Genomic DNA, 22,639 nt, shown 5'->3' on the forward strand with positions numbered 1-22,639 from the left:
ACTTAGCCCACTAGGCTTGCAGGACTGTTTCGCGATTAAAAGGCTTCCATTTAGACCAAAACTTGTACAACAAAGGCCAACAGGCCCAGAAGTCAACACTTACCCAGCCAGCAGTAGAATGCTGGTTAAAAGTGATGGTTTTGGTTAGTTGGCGGAAAAGGCTTCCGCCCTAGTCAGGTGCCGATAAAGCTAGGCGGCATCTGACTTCTTAGCGTCTTTTTTTTCAGATGACACCCCGCTGGGTTTTACTAGCTGTTGTGAATGTTTGTTAGTTGTAGGCGCTTGGTTGGCGCGTGACGAAACGGTTTCAACCTTCTTTTGTTTGTCGTAAAGGAAAGTTAAGACTTCATGTCTGTAGTGGTTGTACTGCTTGTTATCTGCAAGTGCTAATCTATCTCGCGGACGCGGCAACTCAATATCCAGAATTTCGCCAATGGTGGCTGCCGGGCCGTTATTCATCATAACAATGCGGTCTGATAGCAATACCGCTTCATCCACATCATGAGTAATCATGATAACCGTGTTACCCAAATCAGCATGAATTTCCATTAGCGAGTCTTGAAGATGAGCGCGAGTTAGGGCGTCTAGCGCACCGAACGGCTCATCCATTAGCAGCACTTTTGGCTCCATTGCCAACGCTCGTGCAATGCCCACTCGCTGTTTCATACCACCTGATATTTCACTGGGTAATTTATCAAGGGCGTGGGTCATGTGCACAAGCTCTAGGTTGTGCATGATCCAGTCACGCATCTCGTTTTTACTCTTGCCTCGCATGGTCGATTTTACGGCCAGCTCAACATTCTTGTATACCGTAAGCCAAGGTAATAAAGAATGGTTTTGAAAGACTACTGCGCGTTCAGGTCCAGGCTGCTTCACTTCTGCGCCATCTAAAATTACGCCGCCGGTAGTAGCTTGGTGCAAACCTGCGACGATATTCAGCACCGTTGATTTACCGCAGCCCGAATGGCCAATTAACGACACAAATTCACCTTTGCTGATTTTAAGATTTACATCTTGAAGCGCAGTGAAGGGCCCTTTCGGTGTGGGGAAGTCGATACCTACCTGCTCTAACTCTAAGTGTTTAGTGTGCATAAAATTTTCCTCAAAATTAGCGTAGTACGCTCGACTTGTCCCAGCTTACAGCGCGCTGAATCGATAACATTAAGCGGTCTAGCACAAAGCCAATAGCGCCAATGGTGAGCACTGCTACCATGATTCTCGCTAGCGACTCCGAACTTCCGTTTTGGAATTCATCCCACACAAACTTTCCTAGGCCCGGGTTTTGGGCAAGCATTTCTGCCGCAATCAGTACCATCCAGCCAATACCAAGCGACAATCTAAGTCCTGTAAAAATCATGGGAATAGAAGATGGAAGTACTATTTTGGTGAGATGAGCAAAGGGCGTAAGACGCAATACTTTACTTACGTTGATTAGGTCTTTATCAATATTGGAAACGCCTACAGCGGTGTTAATAAGAGTTGGCCATAAACAACAAAGCGAAACCGTAAAGGCAGAGGTGACAAATGATTTAGAAAACGCCGGGTCATCGCTGACATAAAGGGCACTTACTACCATAGTCACCAGCGGCAGCCATGCCAATGGAGACACTGGCTTAAATAACTGGATAAGTGGATTTATTGCGGTGTAAGCAGATTTACTTAGACCACATAGTATACCCACGGGAACCGCCACGACTGATGCAATTAAGAATCCAACCATGACGGTGTAAAGGCTTGTCCATATCTGATCAAAAAACGTTGGCGCACCGGTGAATTCTCTAATTTTTGGCTGATAAGTAGGGTCCTGCGCTACACGCGCTGCATTTCTTGCTTCTTGACGTTGATAGAAAGCGTCTGCTTTTTCGCGCTGTGCAATATGCTCGTCAATTAACGCACCGGCCTGCTCAAAAACTTGTGCGGGCCCTGGGAACTGCCCCAGCGACGTGTCGATACTTTTTGCAACACCATTCCAAATGGCCAAGAACATTAGCAAGCCGATAACAGGCAGCAGCAACGCAGGCGTGGATTGATATAAACGGCTCAACAAAGAGTTGGCGTTTGACGGCGACGATGGAAGGCGAAGAATGGTTGTCATCTTGCTCATTGCTTGCTCCTGACACATGATGTGCGCTATTGCGCTGTTTATGCCCCGCCCTAGTTAGAACTGAAGTCGGGGCCATTGAACCTGACACTTACAGTACAGTGTCGCCCTTCAGACCAATCTTAAATTGCTCTAAATAAGCGTTAGGCTTGCTTCCATCAAACGTCACGCCATCAATGAATTCGCTCTGAGGCGGCTTGTAGCCTGTTTCCGTTGCAAACTCAGGGAAATCAGACGCTTTAGCTTTACCTTCGGCAATGAGTGCTTTAGCTGCCTGAGCATAAACCTCAGGTTTATAGACTTTTTTAGCTGTTTCTTTATACCAGTCGTCAGACTTTGCTTCTGAAATCTGGCCCCAACGGCGCATTTGTGTGAGATACCAGATAGCGTCGCTGTAATAGGGGTAGGTAGCGTTGTAGCGGAAGAACACATTAAAGTCGGGCACGTCGCGCTTGTCACCTTTCTCGTATTCGAAAGTACCTGTCAAGCTGTTAGCCAGTACGTTTTCATCCGCACCTACGTAGTTACTCTTGGCAAGAATCTTTACTGCTTCAGGGCGGTTAGCATTGTCATTCTCATCCAGCCACATTGCCGCAAGAATTAGTGCTTTAACCACACGAATGTGCGTATTAGGGTATTTTTCTGCCCAGCCTTGGCTTACGCCGAACACTTTTTCAGGGTTATTTTTCCAAATTTCGTAATCGGTGATCACAGGTACACCAATACCTTTGAATACTGCCTGTTGGTTCCAAGGTTCGCCCACGCAGTAGCCATAGATAGTGCCGGCTTCCATCGTGGCAGGCATTTGCGGTGGAGGTGTTACAGACAACAGTGCCTGAGCGTCTATTTGACCTGCTGTGTCACCTTTATGCGGCGCATAATATCCAGGGTGAATTCCACCTGCCGCTAGCCAATAGCGTAGCTCGTAGTTGTGCGTAGAAACCGGAAAGACCATTCCCATGTTGAACGGCTTTCCTGCGTTGCGGTATTCATCAACCACTGGCTTTAAATAATCGGCCTTAATGGGATGTACTGGCTTGCCATTTTCCTGTGGAATATGCGCCTTCATTTTGTCCCAAATTTCATTAGAAACGGTAATACCATTTCCGTTGAGATCCATGCTGAACGCTGTTACCACATGCGATTCCGTACCGAAACCAATGGTCGCGCCAAGGGGCTGACCAGCCAACATGTGGGCGCCATCTAATTGGCCGTCAATTACGCGGTCAAGCAGTACTTTCCAGTTAGCCTGTGCTTCCAACGTAACGTAGAGGCCCTCATCTTCAAAAAAGCCTTTTTCGTACGCCACAGCAAGCGGTGCCATATCAGTGAGCTTGATAAAACCAAACTTAAGTTCTTCCTTCTCAGGCCAGCCTACCGCTGGCGCTTGTGCTGCCACACTCGCAGAAAAACTTGCTACAGAGACGGCAAGTGCTGCACATACTCCAGCACTCGCCGTTCGAAAGCGTTTTAGCAGTGATGTTGTCTTTAACCCAGTCATACGTGTTCCTCGTAGCCAAAAAAAACCCACCAGCGTACGACGTTTAACCGTCGAGCATGGTGGGCTTCGTTGCCGTGTTTGTAATATCGGAGTTCTTACAAACGCATCAAGTTGTTAATGGTAAGTCAGGAATTCCCGCTCACACACCTCATCTTTAAGGGAGGTTTATTAAAAGCTTTAGCTTATAAAACCATCTTTATTTTTTATTATTATGCACTTGCCATAAATGCCGGAGATGATGATGCTTCCTTACCGTTCTCCGCTGAATCCTATTTGTTTACCCTATGGTAAGTGTTGTGCACTCCACTCTGCCATCGCATTTGTGTTTGCACCCGTTGCTTTGTACAGCAACGTTGCTGTTGCACGGATTAATTAGCACCCATCGTGCCAGAAATGTAAGCCATTAAAATTTATGAACATTTACACTATTGAGGTAAGAGAAAAGTGAGAATGAATTCGTTTTGGTGCACCAAAACAGGGGGGGTGTTCAACCTTGGTGCGCGAAAGCAGATACCAAGGTTGAACAAATATGGCCAATGACTAAAGCCGTCTGATTGTGTCGCTAATTTTCTAGAGGCGTTTAGTAAATTGCCCGATAGCGTTTACCACTTCATTGGCACCGCTTTGGATTTCGCTCATTGCTTTGCCTGACTGCGTTGAATACTCTAAGGCTTCGCGCGCTTTTTCCTGACCCGCTTCAATTAACTGAACTGCATTTTCTGTTAACTTTCTGTTTTCTACGACGACGTTTACGATTTCTTCAGTTGCGCTACTGGTTCGCGACGCTAGCTGCCTGACTTCATCGGCAACCACCGCGAAACCACGCCCTTGATCGCCTGCACGTGCAGCTTCAATAGCAGCGTTAAGCGCCAATAAATTAGTTTGATCGGCAATTCCGCTAATACTTTTAACCAAGTCCGCAACTTTTTGGGATTGCTCATCTAGGTCCTTAATACCTTCACTCGCATTGCCCATCTGTTTCGTTAATTCGTTCATCGCCTTAACCGTAGAATCGAGCACTTGATTTCCCTTACGAGCTTGCTCTCCAGTTTCTTGCGAAATGTTGAATGCAACGTTGGCGGCTTCGGAAATGGCGAACTCCCGCTTCATTTGCTCAGTGATTACGGTTGCAAACTTAACCACTTTATAAAGGTTGCCATCCTCATTTCGTATGGGGTTATACGACGCTTCAAGCCAAACTTCGTTCCCTCGACTGTCGATACGCTTATAACGCCCCGACTCTAATTGTCCTTGCGCTAGTCCACGCCAAAACTGCTTGTACTCTTCAGAGTTCGCTTCTTGTTCCGTGCAAAAAATCCTATGATGCTTTCCAACTATTTGCTCCAACTTATAGCCCATTGCTTTCAAAAAGTTTTCATTGGCTTTAATTATGCTCCCATCTAGATTGAACTCTATGACTGCGGAAGAGCGATTAAGTCCGGCAAGCATGTCTCTAAGCTCGTTACTGTAAGAAATATTGCGCGTTTGCTCTGCCATATAGAAAGAAATACACTTCACATTTCCATAGGCGTCGTCTATGGGCTGTATGATTCCTCTTACCCAAATCTCATGACCTTTTGCATTGTTGAATCTAACTGCGCCATGCCAATGACGATGATTTTTAATAGCGCCTAGCATATCTTGAACGTCCGATTTTTTGAGCGATTTCGGATCCATCAAGCTTTCAAGAGACTTCCCTTCTAGCTCTGAAATCTTAAATCCTGTTGCTTGAGTATATAGATCATTAATTGCACTTATACGTCCGTCTGCATTCAACTCAATGTACAACATTTCTTCACGAAGCTCTTCCTTAACCGTTTCATGTGCCGCCATTTCCTTTTCCAAACGTTGGTTTTCGGCTATCAACTCTTTATTTTTGAAAAACATCCTGCGCTCCTAATGAACTTCGTTTCACGCATTATTTATCAGCCGACTTAGCTCATAACGAAGCCACCCTGACAAAATAGGCACTGGCGTATCACACTGAAATACGGTTAGTTGTCTGAAACGATAAGCTAGTATTTATTGGTTTTGATTAAAGATAGCAGAGGAAGTGAAGTTTATTGATGTTTCACACAAATAAAACTAAATTTTTTTGTTCAATAAAGATTAAAGATAGCCCAGTTTGGGCATTGACATAAACGCGCTACTTTTTGCTATACAAAAATACTCATGGCAGCGATGAAAACACGCAACGATTCCGGCCGCCCGTTTTGGCGTCGTACAAAGCTCTGTCAGCGGTATTAAGGATCGAAGTTAACGTCCAGTTGTGGTGATTAACGAAATTGACCGTTGCAACGCCCAAACTTGCGGTAATTACGGGTGAAACTGTGCTCTTGCTGTGCTCTATCCCTAATGATTCTATCGCATCTCGAATCTCTTCAGCTTTCACCTTCGCGCCTTTCTCATCGATATTAGGCAGAATCGCTACGAACTCCTCACCACCGTATCGAGCACAGAAATCAGTATTACGGGTAATAACTTCATTAAGCCCAATAGCGACGGCTTTCAGGCATTCATCCCCTTTAGGGTGACCATAATTGTCATTGTAAAGTTTGAAACTATCGACATCCAAGATAATCACCGTCAACGGCCATTCATACCGTTTTGACATTGCTATTACCTTTTCCATTTCCATTTCAAATGCCCGTCGGTTTGGGATGTTAGTCAGCGGATCGCTAAGTGACAAACGAATCAATTCGGTTTCTTGGCTCTTCACTCTCTCAAAATACAGTGCGAAGGTTTTAGCCAGGCGAGATATCTCGTCACTGCCTTCGAAGCTTGCTACTTCTTCACTATTTTTTTCAACCAAGTTGGTTAAAGCAATTAAACGCAGAATAATACGTTTGTAGATATAGAAGATGATGGCGCAACAAATAATCATCACAATTAATGAAAGTGCCAATGACAGGGTTATTTGTTTGGACACAGCCTGGTTGGCAGACAATGCGTAAAATGAGGTGTCTTTTGTGATTGAAGATGCCCTAAACTCAATATTTGACGCGACTTCTTCAGCCAAGTGCTCAACAAAACTGCCTCGCCCTCTTGAACGTCCACGAATACGCATGACATTAGCTTGTTTATCAATCATGCCCCATTTACCTAATACCCCCTCCTCTAGCGCACTTACCAGTTCGCTGCTGCGCTTGTCTAGCGATGTCGCCTCACGCAAGGAAGCGATGCTTTTTTCAATACTGTCCTCTAACTTGCGTAACTCATGCAGTTGGAACTGCTGATTTATTTGGGCAATTTGTAATATCAGAGGAACCAGCGTTTGAGAAGATTGAATACCCTCATACTGCGATTTATTGTCTTCGAAAGTATTGTTCAAGTAAGTAAAGAGTACTTCCCTTTCCACCCGCACTTCTTTTTCAACATCAATTCGCTGACGCACTAATGCGTTTAGTTCTTCTATTTCTAATGTAAGTACATTCAGTTGCGTCGCTAAGTACTTGTCTCCCTGCTCAAGTTTCAAATTGGAGGAATCCAGGCGCTCTATCGTTTCATCTAACTGAGTTTTGATAATACGCCGAGACGATTGGCTCTCAGACGATGTTAATCGCGCAGTAAGTGAAATTAAGTGCTGAACTTCACGAGTAATTTCAGTAGCTTGGCTAAGAGTGGGGATAGAAGACGAGGTGATATCGTCAAGCACTGTTCGCACGTCATTTAAACGCAGCAGCGTCAAAACCAGTATTAAAAGAAAAAATCCCATCACACTGCATTGTGCAATGATAAACAGATACAAAGTCTTTTTCTTATGCTGCATCTGATCACTCGCCTTTTGCCATATTTATTATGCGGTTATCAGTTTTAGGCTTTAAATCGTATTGATTGACGATGGCCTGCATAACAAGGTCTGATATTTGAGGGGGACGTGTGCTCGAGGCCGGACGCTTTTCGGTATTCTTTAACGCATAGAAACCGTCTCCGCCATTGGCCAGAAAGTTACTTGTAGCCAGTGAATAGGTTTTCGACTTATCGATTCGCTTTCCATTAATCGTGACATTTTTTACTCGTTGAAAAACTTTCGCTGAAGGGTCGAAACTATAAGACATACCCGATACATGAGGAAAACCACCTTTTAAATTTTGATATTGCGAAAGCCCCTCTTCCAGAGCTTGAATCAACTGAGCGCCAGTTATATCTAAAGCTACTACATGCGCGCGAAACGGCATTTCGGTGACAATATCTTGCCGAGTAATCGGTGTACCTGCCGTATATTGTTTGTTGCCTCGGATACTGCCTCCGTTTATCAAGGCAATTTCAGTATTGGCATAGTGTTTAATGGTATCCGCGACAAAGTTTACAAAAGGATTCTCTTCACTTCTCACTTCTTTGCGCGCGGTCGAAACGGCAATCTTCCATTCGCCAATTTGGATATTTAACAACCGCTTTAGGCGCGCTTCATACTCAATGAGTTGCTCGTTTAACTCAGCATCAGCCTCTATATCTTCTAACGGCTGTTCGGTATACGACGTTGCTTGCCACCCAGCACTTTTCACGAAACTAGCAACGACAGCGGTGCCCTGCTGCGTAAGCACCATGCTATTAGGGTGACGCGTAGTTTCGAGCATATTTTTCTCGTCCAAGCGACTGTCTGTTATAAAAGCGACATCAATAATGCGTTTGTTCAGCATGGTATTAATAAAAGGGAACGGGTAGGAATAGTGAAGCAAAATAATATCTGCGCCTTGCTGTCGCAATCTTTTAGACTCCTCCATGATGGCTTTTTGAGGAGGCGTTATAGTAATATCAGATAATTGGTACTCTTCTATCACTCTCTCATGTAAAACTGATATAACACCAAGAGTTAATTCTTCTTTTTCTACAATCACAGAAGTGTGCAGGCCATCAGGGGAACGCCCCACTCGGTTGTCTATTACGTTGCTGGCTACCAATGGAAAGGCTGCTTCATAAGAACGAAGAGATAATTCATCCTCATAGAAACTAAATTCTCTCTTTGTGACCCCCATCACATCTGGCTCAAGGGAATTGAGAATATCAATAATGTGGGAGCCACGGTCAAACGAGGATAGCGCGCTCGGCCCAATCGAGCCACCGCCGAAAATGAAGAAGACGGTTTCACTAATTTGCCGCTGTTGTTTTACGAGGGTTTGAAGATTAGCGTAACGCCCTGTGCGTGCGTCGCTAATATTAGGCATATCTGCGGTTAGTACGAAAGTTACGCTAGAGGTTGTGACCTGTTCTCGATTTTCAGATACAGCATAACCTGCTCGAAATATGAGCGACAGGCTAGCTAAAAATACGAGCCATTGCGTGATTCGCATAACACCACTTAAGGAAAACTTGTTATTACTATTAACAAGTATAGCAACGATTAAGTCAATGCGACGATTGGCTATTTTTCCTTAAAAAGAAGGGCTTTATATCAAGCAATATAGATAATTGCCCGCTCGGAAAACGCAGGTGACCTTAAAATGGCGTTGCGCTTTTATCGCGCTGTGCCCAAAGCTGCCTTGCCTGGGACAGGGCATCTGCGACATCACACTTTTGTAGCAGCACTAAATAGCTGGCAAGTGTACTCAAAACGGCTTGTTCACCGTAAAGGCTACTCGCGTTACCCGCCCACACATCAAGCATGTCGTTAACGTTCATGTCTTTATCTTTAAGCGCCCATTTGTCAGCAACCACCGGCATTATTACTTCTTCGGTCTCACCATTTCTGGTAATAAATAGCTCAGTTTCCCGTTCACCATTAACTTCAGGATCTCCGCCATCACCACGAAAACAAAGCGCATCTATAGATGGATAATTTTCATTAACGCGGCAGTGTTTGTGGTCAAGATGCATATGGAAAACGCCCTGTACGCAAAATTGTGCAGCGGTGGGATTCAACAACCTTGCGAGGGTGTTAGCGCATGAACGCAGGCCAAATACCTCACGAAGCTTAATAATTGTGTCGAGCGCAGGCAGCAAATAAGACAAATCAAGGTAAGTCACCCCTTTATCCGTTAACTGCTGTTTGGCATCTTCAATACTGCTAACTTCAGACAGGCCCAATTGGGGTAACGCTATACTTGCATAAAGGCGTCCCGAACCCGGTTCATGCGCACCGTGGAGCATAACCGAGTAACCATTGTTGGCTAGAACCGCTACGGCCAATAAGTACCACGGTAACTGGCGACGCTTTCCCGCGTAGCAGCCAATATCTAACGTGGGGGTGAGGTTTTTAACTTCTGGCTCTATCAGCTCTCTGCATGCATCGACAAAGCCAATAACTTCTTCTGGTGTTTCTTCACGGGTACGCAGCAACATAAGAAATGCGCCGCGTTGATCGCCTGTCACTTCATTGGCCAATACCATTTTCATGGCATGATAAGCCTCATCACGGGTAAGGCTACGCCCCCCTTTTTGACCTTTTCCAATAATTTTTATGTATTCACTAAATGGTTGCTGCATGCTTGGATGAATGTAATAGAAGAGTATTTACCTGTTGACGAGACTCTACCACCTTTCCAAATATAAGTAACGTAGGCCCCGTTAAATTTGCTGCTTCTACCTTGCTATGAATATCGGCAAGCACGCCAGTAATCACGCGCTGTTCAGGCGAAGTGGCATTTTCAATTGCCGCTACTGGCCATGTGGTTGGCACGTTGTGATGAATCAAGCCTTTGTATAGCCCTTCAAGTCGGCTTAGCCCCATATAAACCACCATGGTTTGCTTCAATACATTTTGCGCCATGGGTGCCATCTCTGGCCATTGATCCACGTCCTTAAAATGTGCGGTCATAAAACTCACCGACTGAGCACAACGCCTGTCGGTTAAAGGGATCCCCGTATAGGCTGACACACCCGATGCTGCCGTAATACCAGGAACAATAGCAAAAGGAATGTTGGCTTTTGTGAGTGCATCGGTTTCTTCGCAGGTTCTTGCAAATAGGGCTGGGTCACCGCCTTTTAACCGTACGACAGTGTGACCGTTGCTTGCCAATTCAACCACTCGCTTGCATATAGCGTCTTGGGTAAAGCTATGCTTTTTGCAGCGTTTCCCTACATATTCTTTCACCACTTTAGAGGGAATTAGCGCGAGAATATCTTCGCTGACTAAAGCATCGAACAGCACGACATCGGCTTGTTGCAGAAGACGAAACGCTTTTAACGTAAGTAACTCGGCATCACCAGGGCCAGCACCGACGATGAACACCTGCCCTTGTTTATGACCTTCAGTTTGCCTGTTTGCTAACTTCAACCACTTGCCAAAGTATGAATGCTTAGCTGGAGCTTTTGGATTATCGGAGCGCTGGCGCGTCGTCACGGTCGTGACCGAGGTAGAAATAGCATCGCGATAAAAGAGGTTTAACAAAGGTTTCTGCGGTTTAAATAAGGTGCGCAAAAACGGTAACGACCAACTAGATGCAATTGACATGATTTAACGCTCCTAAACAGATTGAATTTCAATGACTAAATGCTTGTCTATCAGCTGAGACAAAGCGGGCTTGCACGAGCCACAATTCGTACCACACTTTAATGCTTCACCAAGATCTGCCACCGAACTACAGCCTTCTTCGATGGCATGTGTAATGGTTTTTTCGCGCACTTCAAAGCAGCTACAAACTACATCACCATTTAAAAATGCGTCGTCTACTTGGCCACGTATTAAATTGCGCTGTATGTCTGTAGAAATAGATGTGTTGAGAAGACTGGCAAGCCATTCGTTAGGTACTGACCATGTGCTTTTTGAATGTGGCGCTGCCTGCGCTGTTGTATGTGCAGTTGCTGGTGCCCTTTCACCCTTTTCTGGCTCATCGCCCAAAAACGCCGCGAAACAAAGAGTATCATCGACAAGCGCAAGGCATACTGAGTATGTATGATGATGAAACTGCAATAGCACCGCGTTTTGCGGCAGCAGAGGTATCAACCCTTGGGTAAAATCCCGACGACCTTTGTTCGAAGCAACATTCAATACTGATAATGCTGCATCCGAGTTATTTAAAGGTGAAGACGCCTCTGTGCTTTCAAGCGGTGTCGTATTCCAGTAATCACACGCATGCTTTAGTGCGTCTTCACTAAACGGATTAAGTTTTGAATTATGTGCTGATTGGTTTACTGATGAAACAAAGAGCTTGCCGTAGGTAGCGAAATGAGCAGGCGCGATAGCTACCGCCGCGTGTTTTAACTCTGGCTGCCCTGAAATAGGGTCTACCGCGCTGGCGTAAAGTGCGCCTAGTTTACTGTGCGAACCCCATTGCGCCGACCAGTGAATGGGAATGAATACTTCCCCTTTGCGCATATCCGTATCCGCTTTAACCGGATAAATAACAGGGGCGTCTTTACACACTGCACTTGAAAGAGAAACGAGGCTTCCATCTTCAACGCCCAATTCAGCAGCGTCTTTAGGGTTGATATGCACGCAAGCACTTGGCATATGAGCCAGTAACTTTGCCGCTTTACCCGTGCGTGTCATAGTATGCCACTGATCTCGCGCTCGGCCGCTGTTCACAACAAAAGGATAAGCGTCTGATGTTACCTGCAGTGGCGCTCTGTAAGTTACGGGAATAAGTTTCGCTTTGCCACTAGGGGTTGAAAACCGTTTATCTTCAAAAGGACGTTTACTGGTAAGGCGAGGGTTAGGGTTAGATTTAGAATTAGAACTGGCCGTATTCTCAGCTTTTATAACTGTGTGAAAAGGCCACTGCAAAGGCGATAGCCCATTGTACTGAGCTTCACTTAACGCTTGTAAAGGTGACAGGTCTAATTGTCGCTTACCGTTATTTTGATAGCCGGTTAGCCCAGCGTATTCGCAGAATATTTGTGACGGATGGGTAAAATTAAATGCCTCGCCAAAGCCCATTTTACCCGCCACTTCGCATAGTATTTGCCAATCGTGTTTTGCACTACCTGGTGGGGGCAATATACCGCGCTGACGTGAAATACGGCGCTCTGAGTTTGTTACCGTGCCGTCTTTTTCCGACCACCCCGTGGCAGGAAGAGCAATGTGCGCGTAGTTAAGCGTATCGTTAGACTCAACAATATCAGACACCACCACCATGTCACACTTTGAAAGTGCGCGCTCAACTTGACCGCGATTTGGCATACTGACAACAGGGCTAGTCCCCATTATCCAAACGAACTTTACCTTTCCACTCTCAATTGCATTAAACAAATCAACTGCTTTAAGCCCCTGCCCTTTAGGCATGACGGGTGCATTCCAATAGGTTTTAACAGCGCTGATATGATCAGGGTTTTCAAGGTCCATATGAGCAGCTAGCATATTGGCTAACCCACCGACTTCACGCCCTCCCATGGCATTTGGCTGGCCAGTAATTGAAAACGGACCACAACCGTCTTTAGCAATTAAATCCATTGCTAAATGACAGTTGATAATGGCTTGGGCTTTATCCACACCAGCAGAAGACTGGTTCACGCCCATAGAATAAAAAGTAACTACGCTAGAGGCTTCACAAAAGGCATCAAAGAAGGCCTTAATGCTGTTAATGTCCAGGTCGCATACTTCAGCAACGTCATCTAACGTTAAGGCATTTGCACTTTTGAGCGTTTCTTCAAGTCCCTCGGCATAGGTCTCAACGGCGGATTTGTCTATTCGACCTTGTGCGTTTGCATAGCTGAGTAAACCGTTAAATAGCGCTACGTCGCTACCCGGTTTTATAGGAAGGTGTAAATCGGCAATGGTACAGGTTTCGGTTTTGCGTGGGTCAACAACAATGACCTTCATATTCGGATTTTTCAGCTTTGCTCGCTGAATGCGTTGAAAAAGCACTGGGTGCGCCCACGCCGTATTACTCCCGGTGATCACCAGTAAATCTGTACATTCCAAATCGGTGTAATCGCAAGGCACCACATCTTCACCGAACGCACGCTTGTACGCGGCAACGGCTGATGACATACATAGGCGTGAATTCGTATCGATATTGGCACTGCCGATGAAACCTTTCATAAGCTTATTGGCAATGTAATAGTCTTCGGTGAGAAGCTGACCTGATACATAAAAAGCAACGGCATCCGCGCCATACTGCGCAATGGTAGAGGTGATCTTATCCGCAATCACATCGGTGGCCGTGTCCCAATCCACCGATTGACCTGCCATGGTTGGGTGAAGCAAACGTCCGTTTACGTCGTTTGTTTCAAGCAGGTTTGTTCCTTTAACACACAATCTTCCATAATTGGCGGGATGCTCTGGCGTGCCTTTAACAGTGTCCAGGGTTATGGCACGCGGGCTTACGTTGCAACTGATATCTACACCACACCCTACGCCGCAGTATGGGCATGTTGTTTGTCTTAATTGTTCAGACATCATGTCGGGTTGTCGTGTAGGCATATTCATTTCATTACCTTTTTCGGTTTAACAGCTTTTGAATGCATTTTGCTAAAAGGCTTTTTTCATGTGGGCGTTCAAATAAAGGCAGTTTGCTTAAACGCCGACGAAAACCTTTTCGCCCTCTACCTTCACAGCGTAAGCCGTGACGGAAACATCGTCGTGTTCTTTACACAGCCCGGTTTCTAAAAAGTAATGCTCTTTGTATAGAGGCGAAGCAACAACAGGCGCACCGCCTATCGACCCTAGAAGCCCGCGATAGAGTACGTTTGCTTTACCAATAGGGTCGTAGTTACTAATGGCGAAAACCTGGGTTTCGCCGTTTATCTTCAAACTGAAAATTGCCACTTGCTGTGAGTCGACAAGGGCGCAAACCCCACTGTTTGTCACTAAGTCGTTCGTCTCACAAATATAGTGCCATTGCACTTGCTGTGGTTCTGACGCCATTACATTTTGCGCTGCTGACATAATTTGATTCTCCTAACAGGGTTGATAAGCCAGTGGCTATACCATAGAGACAGGAATGAACTGATTTTTACCTGCTACTTTTTCAGCTTCAGTAGCTGGGCGAACCTGGCCTCGCTCTGAAACAAACTGAATATTGGTGTCGCTAGCATTGCTGTTTACGAATTGACGGAAACGCTTGCGCGACTCAGGGTTTTCAATGGTGGTTTTCCATTCGCACTGATAAGCATCAACCACAGCATCCATCTGTGCTTCAAGCTCACTATTAATGCCAAGAGCATCGTTTATCACAACGTCTTGCAAGTAAGCTAACCCACCTTCTAAGTTGTCCATCCACACCGATGTGCGCTGTAGGCGATCAGCCGTTTTCACATAAAACATCAGCACGCGGTCGATGTACTTTATAAGGGTTTCGGTATCTAGATCGGTGGCAAACAGGTCTGCATGTCGAGGCTTCATGCCGCCATTCCCGCAAACATACAGGTTCCAGCCTTGCTCGGTAGCAATAACACCAATGTCTTTACTTTGGGCTTCTGCGCACTCACGGGTACACCCCGAAACGGCAAATTTAATTTTGTGCGGTGCACGTAAGCCTTTGTAACGATTCTCTAAGTCAATGGCAGTGCCAACAGAATCCTGTACACCGTAGCGGCACCATGTGCTGCCCACACACGATTTCACGGTACGCAGTGCCTTCGCGTAAGCATGGCCGGTTTCAAAACCACCAGCGACCAGTTTTTCCCAGATATCCGGTAAGTGCTCTACGCGCGCTCCAAATAAATCAATGCGCTGACCACCCGTGATCTTGGTGTACAGGTTGTATTCTTTTGCCACTTCGCCGAGCAGAATCAACTTCTCAGGCGTTATTTCGCCACCAGGTACACGCGGTACAACCGAGTACGTGCCATCTTTTTGCATGTTGCCAAGGTAGATATCGTTGGTGTCTTGCAGAGGAAGATGTGAAGCCTTAAGAATGTAGTCGTTATACACCGAAGCTAAAATTGAGCCGACAGCGGGCTTACAAATTTCACACCCTAGACCTTCACCATGCTGCTCTAGTAGCTCGTCAAAGGTGCGAATGCCGTTTACCTTAACAATGTGAAATAGCTCTTGTCGGGTATGGTTGAAGTGCTCACAAATGGCTTTTGATACTTCCACACCGCGCTTTTCAAGTTCGCTATCCACAACATTTTTAAGTAAGGCAGCACAGCCTCCACAACCTGTACTGGCCTTAGTTTCACCTTTTACATCACCAACGCTACAACAGCCGCCTTCAATGGCTGAAACTATGTCGCCCTTAGTCACATTTAAGCATGAACAAATAGACGCGGTGTCTGGTAGTGCATCGGCACCTAACGCCGGTGCGGCATCGGATGAGGGCAGAATTAGGCTTTCTGGGTGTTCAGGTAATTCAATATTATTAAGTGCATACTGTAAGAGCGTGTCGTAGTCGCTGGTATCGCCAACGAGCACAGCACCAAGCACGTACTTTTGCTCGCTATCTACCACCAGCTTTTTATACACGCCCTCGGGCTGATTTAAGTACGTGTAGCTAAGCGCTCCGTCTGTGCGTTCATGGGCATCGCCAATTGAGCCCACTTCTACGCCCATTAGCTTGAGTTTAGTGCTCATATCTGCGCCAGCGAACTCGGCATCGCCACCTGTAATATGACTTACGGCCGTGCGTGCCATGGTGTAGCCAGGTGCAACAAGACCAAAGATTTTGTTATCCCACAGCGCACATTCACCCACAGCGTAAATGTTTGGGTCAGACGTCACGCAATGGTTATCAATGACAATACCGCCGCGCTCACCCAGTGTTAGCGCTGACTTTCTGCCAAGCTGATCGGAAGGTCGAATACCGGCAGAGAATAAAATCATGTCAGTTTCTAGTGCAGTGCCGTCAGCAAACACCATTTTATAGCGGCAGGTATCACCAGCCTCGATAGTTTGGGTGGCCTTTTGGGTGTGAACCATTACGCCCAATGCTTCGATTTTATCTTTAAGCACGTTACCACCAGCTTGGTCTAGCTGTACCGCCATAAGCTGCGGGGCAAACTCTACCACGTGGGTGTCTAGACCGGCTTGTTTTAGTGCGTTAGCGGCTTCTAAACCTAGAAGACCGCCGCCAACGACAACCCCTACTTTGCTCACCGCTGCTGACGCTTCAATAGCAAGTAGATCGTCTATAGTACGGTACACCAAGCAATGCTCTTGATCGTTGCCAGGAATGGGTGGCACAAATGGGTAAGAGCCCGTAGCTAACACAAGCTTATCGTAGCTAAACACCTGCCCTTCCGACGTCGTCACTTTATTATTGTCACGGTCTATATCGGTAACCAAGGCATTGGTAACTACGTTTACGCCCCACTCGGCGTACTGAGCGGGAGTAGTAAGCGCTAAGTCATCAGCACTCGCGCCGCTAAAAAAAGACGACAGATAAACGCGGTCGTACGCAAGGCGTGACTCGCCGCATAAAACGGTTATTTCTACATTGGCATCGCTTTGGTGAAGCTGCTCAACAAAATGATGCCCCACCATGCCGTTGCCTACGACGACAATTTGCGGTTTTGAGTCCAATGAAGTCATGGTATTCCCCTTTTTTCGGGACAAAAAAAAGCCCGCTTCAACTTTCGTTGATGCGGGCTTCGTTGCCTATTTTGCCAACGGTTTAGGTCGGCTAACACATTTTACGGAGTGTTATAAATCACACAATTTTCAGCGATTGACACAAATCACCAAAACACACTTTACGTTTATAGCTATCCAAGTTCAGTGCCAAAACCGTAAATAATTGTTTTTATTTGATTTACTACAAAATAAGCATTATTCAGACTTCACAACTGCACCAAACAAACGCAAAACTGTGTTTACTTGGTGCATTAAGGCTATCAAATAACTTAGGCCAGCTTATCCGTCGCTACGCGGTAGCGAGGGTCTTCAACCACGTTAATTTCAACAAACTTATCGGCCTTGCGAAGCAGTGAGCGACATTCATCACTGATATGGCGAATGTGTAGCTTTTTACCCTGCTCTTCGTATTTGTCAGCAAGGGTATCTAGCGCATCGATACCTGATGAATCCCAAATGCGAGAGTCTTTAAAGTCAATAACTACATCATTAGGGTCGTTGGCGATATCAAACAGGTCTTTGAAATGCGATACCGAGCCAAAGAACAGCGGGCCGTCTAGCTCATAGACTTTCCAACCGTCGTTATCGATATGGGATCTCGCTTCAATATGACGAGCGTGTTTCCATGCAAACACCAGTGCTGAAACGATAACACCCACCACAACCGCAATAGCCAGATCAGCGATAACGGTAACGCCTGTTACTAGGAAAAGTACGAACGCATCTTCTTTGTTTACGCCGCGAATAATTCTGAATGACGCCCACTCAAATGTAGCGATAACCACCACGAACATAACGCCAACAAGGGCAGCGAGAGGAATCATTTCAATTAGCGGAGCAGCAAATAGAATAAAGCCTAATAATACAACCGCCGCGGTGATACCAGACAAGCGGCCACGGCCACCAGAGTTAATATTAATCATACTTTGACCAATCATGGCGCAACCGCCCATACCGCCAAAGAAACCGTTTACGGTATTTGCAACGCCTTGGCCAACGCACTCTTTGTTGCCGCGCCCGCGGGTATCTGTCATTTCGTCAATTAATGAAAGAGTAAGAAGCGACTCAATTAGACCAACCAAGCAAAGAATGACTGAGGTAGGCAAAATGATCATGAAGGTTTCCCAGGTGAACGGCACCATAGGAATAGCAAAGCTAGGAAGTTCACCCGCTAGCGTCGCGGTGTCGCGCTGGTCAGCTGGTAGCAAATCGCGAACAAAGTCGATTACAGTGCGCGCTTCAAGGTCAAGACCGTGTACTAACAAGGTTACCGTAACAATCGCTACAAGCGACGCCGGTACAGCTTTGGTTAGCTTTGGCAATAAATAGATAATGGCCATGGTTAGCGCCACAAGCCCTAACATCCAATATAACAGCGTACCTTCCATCCACTGTAATTCACCGGCTGCGTTGGTCACTTTGAACTGGCCTAATTGCGCCAAGAAAATAACAATTGCCAAACCATTTACGAAGCCTAGCATTACCGGATATGGGACCAGACGTATAAACTTTCCGAGCTTGAAAATACCGCACATTATTTGCAGTAAACCAGCCAAAATAACCGCGGCAAATAAATACTGCACGCCGTGTTGGGCAACCAGTGCCACCATTACAACGGCCATGGCGCCGGTAGCACCAGAAATCATTCCTGGTCGGCCACCAATAGCGGAAGTGATTAAGCCCATCATGAAAGCCGCATAAAGACCAATCATTGGTTCTACGCCGGCCACAAATGCGAATGCAACGGCTTCAGGGACCAAGGCAAGCGCCACGGTAATACCTGATAGCACGTCGTTTTTAACGTTGCTGTCTTTACTGGTAATTAAATCGAACATGTTCTCTCAGAAGCTAAGATGTTAAACACAACAACCCACCATGGCGTACACCGCGTTAAAGCAGAACACCAAGTAGGTAGGAGATTTTTTCGGCGATTCTATCACCATTGTAGCGCAAAATCTTTTAATAGATTGTTACTAGGGCCTGTTGAACGTTGATGTGCAGCAAAGATCAACAGGCTCCAGTCCGAACTACTTGGCGCTTACGTGATAAGCGCAGGGCTCTTTGCCCCTTTCCTAATGCTGTGAGCTTGTCAATTTTTCATGTACGGTCTCAGGGCTTAATTTAATAGCGAATGCTGACAAATTGCATCGTACATGGCATCGTATAATGGTTTTTATTAACCGCGTCGTTCAATGCGCTTCGATTTCTAATACGGGGCTACGGTAAGACGTCGCAATAAGGCACAAGTCTTATTCAACGAGGAGTTAAAGTGGTACCTTATATTCTGACTATTTTGTGCGTGCTAGTGGCAGGCGCTATTCATTGGATGTCGCCGAAGGCTTATTGGAAAGCCACTATCATGTCGACCGCCGTTATTTTACTATTTTCTGTAGCAGCATTGTTTATCTTTAAAGCATCAGGAATGCTGGTTAGCGAGCACACTGGCGAGAATGCTGACTTTTCTGGGCAAATGTTAACTATCACCACAATGATTGCCTTCTTCGGTTTCTTAATTTCACTGTTTGTAGGTTGGTTTCTTCGCGTAGTCAGAAACTAATCTGGATAGCAAAACCACACCTTTTGCGAAGCTGCACCATTTTGGCGCAGCTTCTTCTCTCTCAACTTCCCTCTTAACGCCGCTAACCTTCCCGTCCCCCTTATACAGTCACCTTAAGTTAAAATTCCAGCCGAACCACATGCCGCTAAATGTCAGCACTCCGAGCGTTTTTGTTCACTCTAACGCTTATCTTCATTAATTCTAATAAACAGGGCATAAGTGTTGCTTGGTACACGTATTGCTCTGCTGAGTGCAGGGGCTAAGAGCAATGAGTTTCAAAAAACGTTTCGCCAATAGATGCACTCATCAAGAAAAAATTCGAAACGTGTGTACCGAAGATTAGCAGGCCTTAACATGCTTCATGAACCAGAACAGACCATTGCGCTTTGTAGCGACGCCACTAAGCGCTTTTTGCTAGCGGCCAAGCACGCCGAAATAACCGTGCTTGAGCAACTATCTAGTAATTGTCGAATTGTAATTGCCGTTCGAGAACTTATTCATGAACTGCAAAAAGAGCGTGGGGCCAGCAATATCTTTCTTGCTTCAAAAGGCGAGCGTTATGCCGCTGAGCGAATGCAGTACGTCAGTGCTAGCGAGCAAGCGGAGTCAATGTTGAAAAGCCACTTGAAATCTCTCTACCTGACAGATGAGATCACAACGGGTAACCCGCGGTTGTTGAGCAGCATTACACTTGCTATGCAGGCGACGGACTACCTGCCCAGACTGAGAGAACAAGTAAGCAAGCAGCTGCTGACACCACTGGAATCTACACGAGCATATAGTCGTCTAGTTGCCAGTTTGCTTACGGTTATTTTTGAAGCGGCAGATATTGCAAGCGACCCAACAATCACTCGCTTATTGGTTGCACTGTTCAATTTTATGCAGGCAAAAGAATACGCTGGGCAGGAGCGGGCGTGGGGCGCTATTGGTTTCGCAGAAACTCATTTCGATGTTCGCCTTTGTGAAAAGCTGGCCGCGCTTCAGCATGCCCAAGAACATCACTTCAGTATATTCTGTGAGTTTAGCTGTAAGCCGCATAAAGATGCATTAGACGCGTTGAACAAAAGCCCTGCTGCAATCGATATTACACAGCTTAGAAATATGATTGCACAGCTTGGTGACGGCAGTCCGATTGCCGGAGAAATATCGGAAGTTTGGTTTGATGTAGCAACACGTCGAATGGATGCAATGCAGACTATCGAAGTGGCGCTCACTGAGGCCCTTACTCAGCAAGCTAACAGTAAAGTCGCCAATGCAAAAAATGAGATGGCCAATCATCAGCAGTTGCTTACGCGCTTCAATGATGAACACGCTACTGATGGCTCACCGCTCACCTTATTGTTCGATCCAAGTATGCCTGGACTCGCGGAAGACACCAAAGAAGACGAAATCAAAACGCTATCACTTAACGAGCAAACGAAGACTCTATCTGCTCACCGCTCTTTTTATGATTTACTGCGTTCACAGGCCCAACACATAGAAGATATGGGTCGGGAGCTCGAAGAGGCCAAGCGTGCAATACAGGAACAAAAACTGATTGGGCGAGCAAAACTGGTAGTAATGGAGCAATTCGGATTAAGCGAAAATAACGCGTATCGTCGACTGCAAAAACAAGCTATGAGCGAAAATACGACCATAGCGGCTATTGCCGCTAAGATAGTAAATATTACAACAAAGACTACTGCTCAAAGGTAGCTACGCTCAATTGAGTCACTTCTAGTTTAATTAAGCGCGTTCTAGCTCTTAAGGAGAAACTAAAGTCAACAAAGGCCAAACAGTAAGCCAATTCTTAGAAGCAAGTCGCTGTTTAAAAACTTCGGGTCTTGGATATTTTGGGTTAATACTTATGGTGCCGGCGAAGTTTGCTTCCAAACCAAATGGCGCGAGTATGTCTAAATCATCATTGGCTAAAAGACGAACCGCAACACAGGTTTCTCGTTCTATCCAATAAGAAATAGCGTCGTGGCAATTTTGATAGGGAGCGTGCGCGTGAGCTACGTGCATACGCGCTTGGTTTTTAACTTGCCAATTAGCTTGAGGAACCATACGCGCTAGCTCGCGTTCTATGGCTTGTTCTTGTGCTTTCAGCCCTGGTTTAGCAGCTGCAGAATTTGGTGAGTAAGCTTGCGGTTGAGGTACTGATTCCAATGTATTATCGGCACTCGCAACACTTTGCGGCGGATTAATTCCACCACTAAAGTAAATCACATCAATATCGTTAAGCGGAGTTGGTGTCACTCTTGCGTGTAACTCATCCCATATGGCATTTCGAACAAATCCAGTACCAATGTACCCTTGCGGTAAATCGAGCGCTCTCAAAGCGCGAAGGCAACGCATGCGAAAAGGATCCCGCTTAATAATGTCGCCTAGCCGTTTGAGATCTTGCACGTTTAACCTTCGCCTTTTATACGCAGTTTGCGTTTCCACTTGATGATATAAAAGCAAAAGGCAGCCATACTGCCACCAGCAAACCACCCTGCAATAATGTCGCTAGGCCAATGCACGCCCAATAAAATGCGGCTTAAGCCAATACAAAATACAAGAAAGGTGGCTGCCATGTAGATCCACACTTTTACTGAAGCGTTTTGCGTGAAGTACGTTAACAAATAGGCGATATAGAAATAAACAAGCGTAGATAAGGTAGCATGTGCAGAGGGGAAGCTTTGTGTATACACACTTACATCCTGCATGGGCAGCGGAGGACGAGGCCTGTCGATGCCAGCTTTGAGTAAGAAAGTCGTTGCGATCCCCACGGCAACAGCAATCAAAAAAGTCAGTGCCTTTTTCTTTTCACCGGCCATCGCCAAGGCTCCGGCAACTGAAATCGTGACAAAGATAAGTGCCGCATTACTGCCTAACGCGGTGATATCACGAAGCGCGTCTTCTTTCCAACCCGATACATTGCCTGCTTCGCTGATTACATTGAATAACGCATTGTCAAACGTAGTCAGCACGCCCATGTAGACAAACAACATCATAAGCAAAAAACCGGTGCCAAGTAGTAACACCTGAATAGAGGGTGTTTTAATGATGTCTAAGTAAGAGGCTAGCGCGCCGCTGTTTTTTGTTTCACTGCTTGTCATAAAT

General features: G+C 45.9%; 16 protein-coding genes. 2 read left to right on the forward strand and 14 right to left on the reverse strand.

Features of this window, described 5'->3' with window-relative positions; genetic code table 11:
• Nucleotides 1-189: 189 nt before the first annotated feature.
• The 12 genes from BIZ39_RS01885 to BIZ39_RS01940 all read right to left on the reverse strand — a co-directional run bounded on the left by BIZ39_RS01885 (nt 190) and on the right by BIZ39_RS01940 (nt 18,830).
• Nucleotides 190-1,092, reverse strand: coding sequence for an ABC transporter ATP-binding protein (locus BIZ39_RS01885; RefSeq protein ID WP_187446204.1), 903 nt, complete (start codon nt 1,090-1,092; stop codon nt 190-192).
• A gap of 16 nt (nt 1,093-1,108) precedes the next feature.
• Nucleotides 1,109-2,104, reverse strand: coding sequence for an ABC transporter permease (locus BIZ39_RS01890; RefSeq protein ID WP_014948244.1), 996 nt, complete (start codon nt 2,102-2,104; stop codon nt 1,109-1,111).
• An 88-nt stretch (nt 2,105-2,192) separates the two neighbouring features.
• Entirely contained in the window at nt 2,193-3,602 is a 1,410-nt protein-coding gene (locus BIZ39_RS01895; protein WP_187446205.1) for a CmpA/NrtA family ABC transporter substrate-binding protein, read from the reverse strand.
• A 570-nt stretch (nt 3,603-4,172) separates the two neighbouring features.
• Entirely contained in the window at nt 4,173-5,489 is a 1,317-nt protein-coding gene (locus BIZ39_RS01900; RefSeq protein WP_187446206.1) for a methyl-accepting chemotaxis protein, read from the reverse strand.
• A 283-nt stretch (nt 5,490-5,772) separates the two neighbouring features.
• Nucleotides 5,773-7,371, reverse strand: coding sequence for a GGDEF domain-containing protein (locus BIZ39_RS01905; protein ID WP_187446207.1), 1,599 nt, complete (start codon nt 7,369-7,371; stop codon nt 5,773-5,775).
• A gap of 4 nt (nt 7,372-7,375) precedes the next feature.
• Nucleotides 7,376-8,893 carry a bifunctional metallophosphatase/5'-nucleotidase gene (locus BIZ39_RS01910; protein ID WP_187446208.1) on the reverse strand — a complete coding sequence of 506 codons (1,518 nt, stop codon included), beginning with the start codon at nt 8,891-8,893 and terminating at the stop codon, nt 7,376-7,378.
• 145 nt (nt 8,894-9,038) lie between these two features.
• Nucleotides 9,039-10,025 carry a glycosyl transferase family protein gene (locus BIZ39_RS01915; protein WP_168463603.1) on the reverse strand — a complete coding sequence of 329 codons (987 nt, stop codon included), beginning with the start codon at nt 10,023-10,025 and terminating at the stop codon, nt 9,039-9,041.
• The gene (cobA, locus tag BIZ39_RS01920; RefSeq protein WP_187446209.1) at nt 10,009-10,992 is read right to left on the reverse strand and encodes a uroporphyrinogen-III C-methyltransferase; all 984 of its coding nucleotides are present in this window, start codon (nt 10,990-10,992) and stop codon (nt 10,009-10,011) included. The genes BIZ39_RS01915 and cobA overlap by 17 nt, the downstream gene beginning before the upstream one ends.
• Nucleotides 10,993-11,004: 12 nt before the next feature.
• Nucleotides 11,005-13,908: a nitrate reductase gene (locus BIZ39_RS01925; protein ID WP_187446210.1), complete on the reverse strand. Its 2,904-nt coding sequence runs from the start codon at nt 13,906-13,908 to the stop codon at nt 11,005-11,007.
• Between the two features lie 87 nt (nt 13,909-13,995).
• Nucleotides 13,996-14,367 (reverse strand): nitrite reductase small subunit NirD, encoded by a 372-nt coding sequence (gene nirD, locus BIZ39_RS01930; protein ID WP_187446211.1) that lies wholly within the window; start codon nt 14,365-14,367, stop codon nt 13,996-13,998.
• Nucleotides 14,368-14,403: 36 nt separating this feature from the next.
• Nucleotides 14,404-16,953, reverse strand: coding sequence for a nitrite reductase large subunit NirB (nirB, locus tag BIZ39_RS01935; RefSeq protein WP_187446212.1), 2,550 nt, complete (start codon nt 16,951-16,953; stop codon nt 14,404-14,406).
• 311 nt (nt 16,954-17,264) lie between these two features.
• Complete coding sequence (locus tag BIZ39_RS01940) at nt 17,265-18,830, reverse strand: SulP family inorganic anion transporter (protein ID WP_014978293.1); 1,566 nt, start codon at nt 18,828-18,830, stop codon at nt 17,265-17,267.
• A gap of 434 nt (nt 18,831-19,264) precedes the next feature.
• On the opposite strand from BIZ39_RS01940, the gene BIZ39_RS01945 reads away from it, so the two are divergent.
• Nucleotides 19,265-19,552 carry a hypothetical protein gene (locus BIZ39_RS01945; protein WP_014948232.1) on the forward strand — a complete coding sequence of 96 codons (288 nt, stop codon included), beginning with the start codon at nt 19,265-19,267 and terminating at the stop codon, nt 19,550-19,552.
• Nucleotides 19,553-19,906: 354 nt separating this feature from the next.
• Nucleotides 19,907-21,247: a nitrate regulatory protein gene (locus BIZ39_RS01950; RefSeq protein WP_061486924.1), complete on the forward strand. Its 1,341-nt coding sequence runs from the start codon at nt 19,907-19,909 to the stop codon at nt 21,245-21,247.
• Nucleotides 21,248-21,295: 48 nt separating this feature from the next.
• On the opposite strand, the gene BIZ39_RS01955 is transcribed toward BIZ39_RS01950, so the two are convergent.
• Nucleotides 21,296-21,940: a nucleotidyltransferase family protein gene (locus tag BIZ39_RS01955; RefSeq protein ID WP_187446213.1), complete on the reverse strand. Its 645-nt coding sequence runs from the start codon at nt 21,938-21,940 to the stop codon at nt 21,296-21,298.
• Nucleotides 21,941-21,942: 2 nt separating this feature from the next.
• Entirely contained in the window at nt 21,943-22,635 is a 693-nt protein-coding gene (locus BIZ39_RS01960) for a phosphatase PAP2 family protein (protein ID WP_187446214.1), read from the reverse strand.
• Nucleotides 22,636-22,639 lie beyond the last annotated feature (4 nt).

The sequence above is a fragment of the Alteromonas sp. BZK5 genome, assembly GCF_014349115.1.
GTDB lineage: Bacteria > Pseudomonadota > Gammaproteobacteria > Enterobacterales > Alteromonadaceae > Alteromonas > Alteromonas macleodii.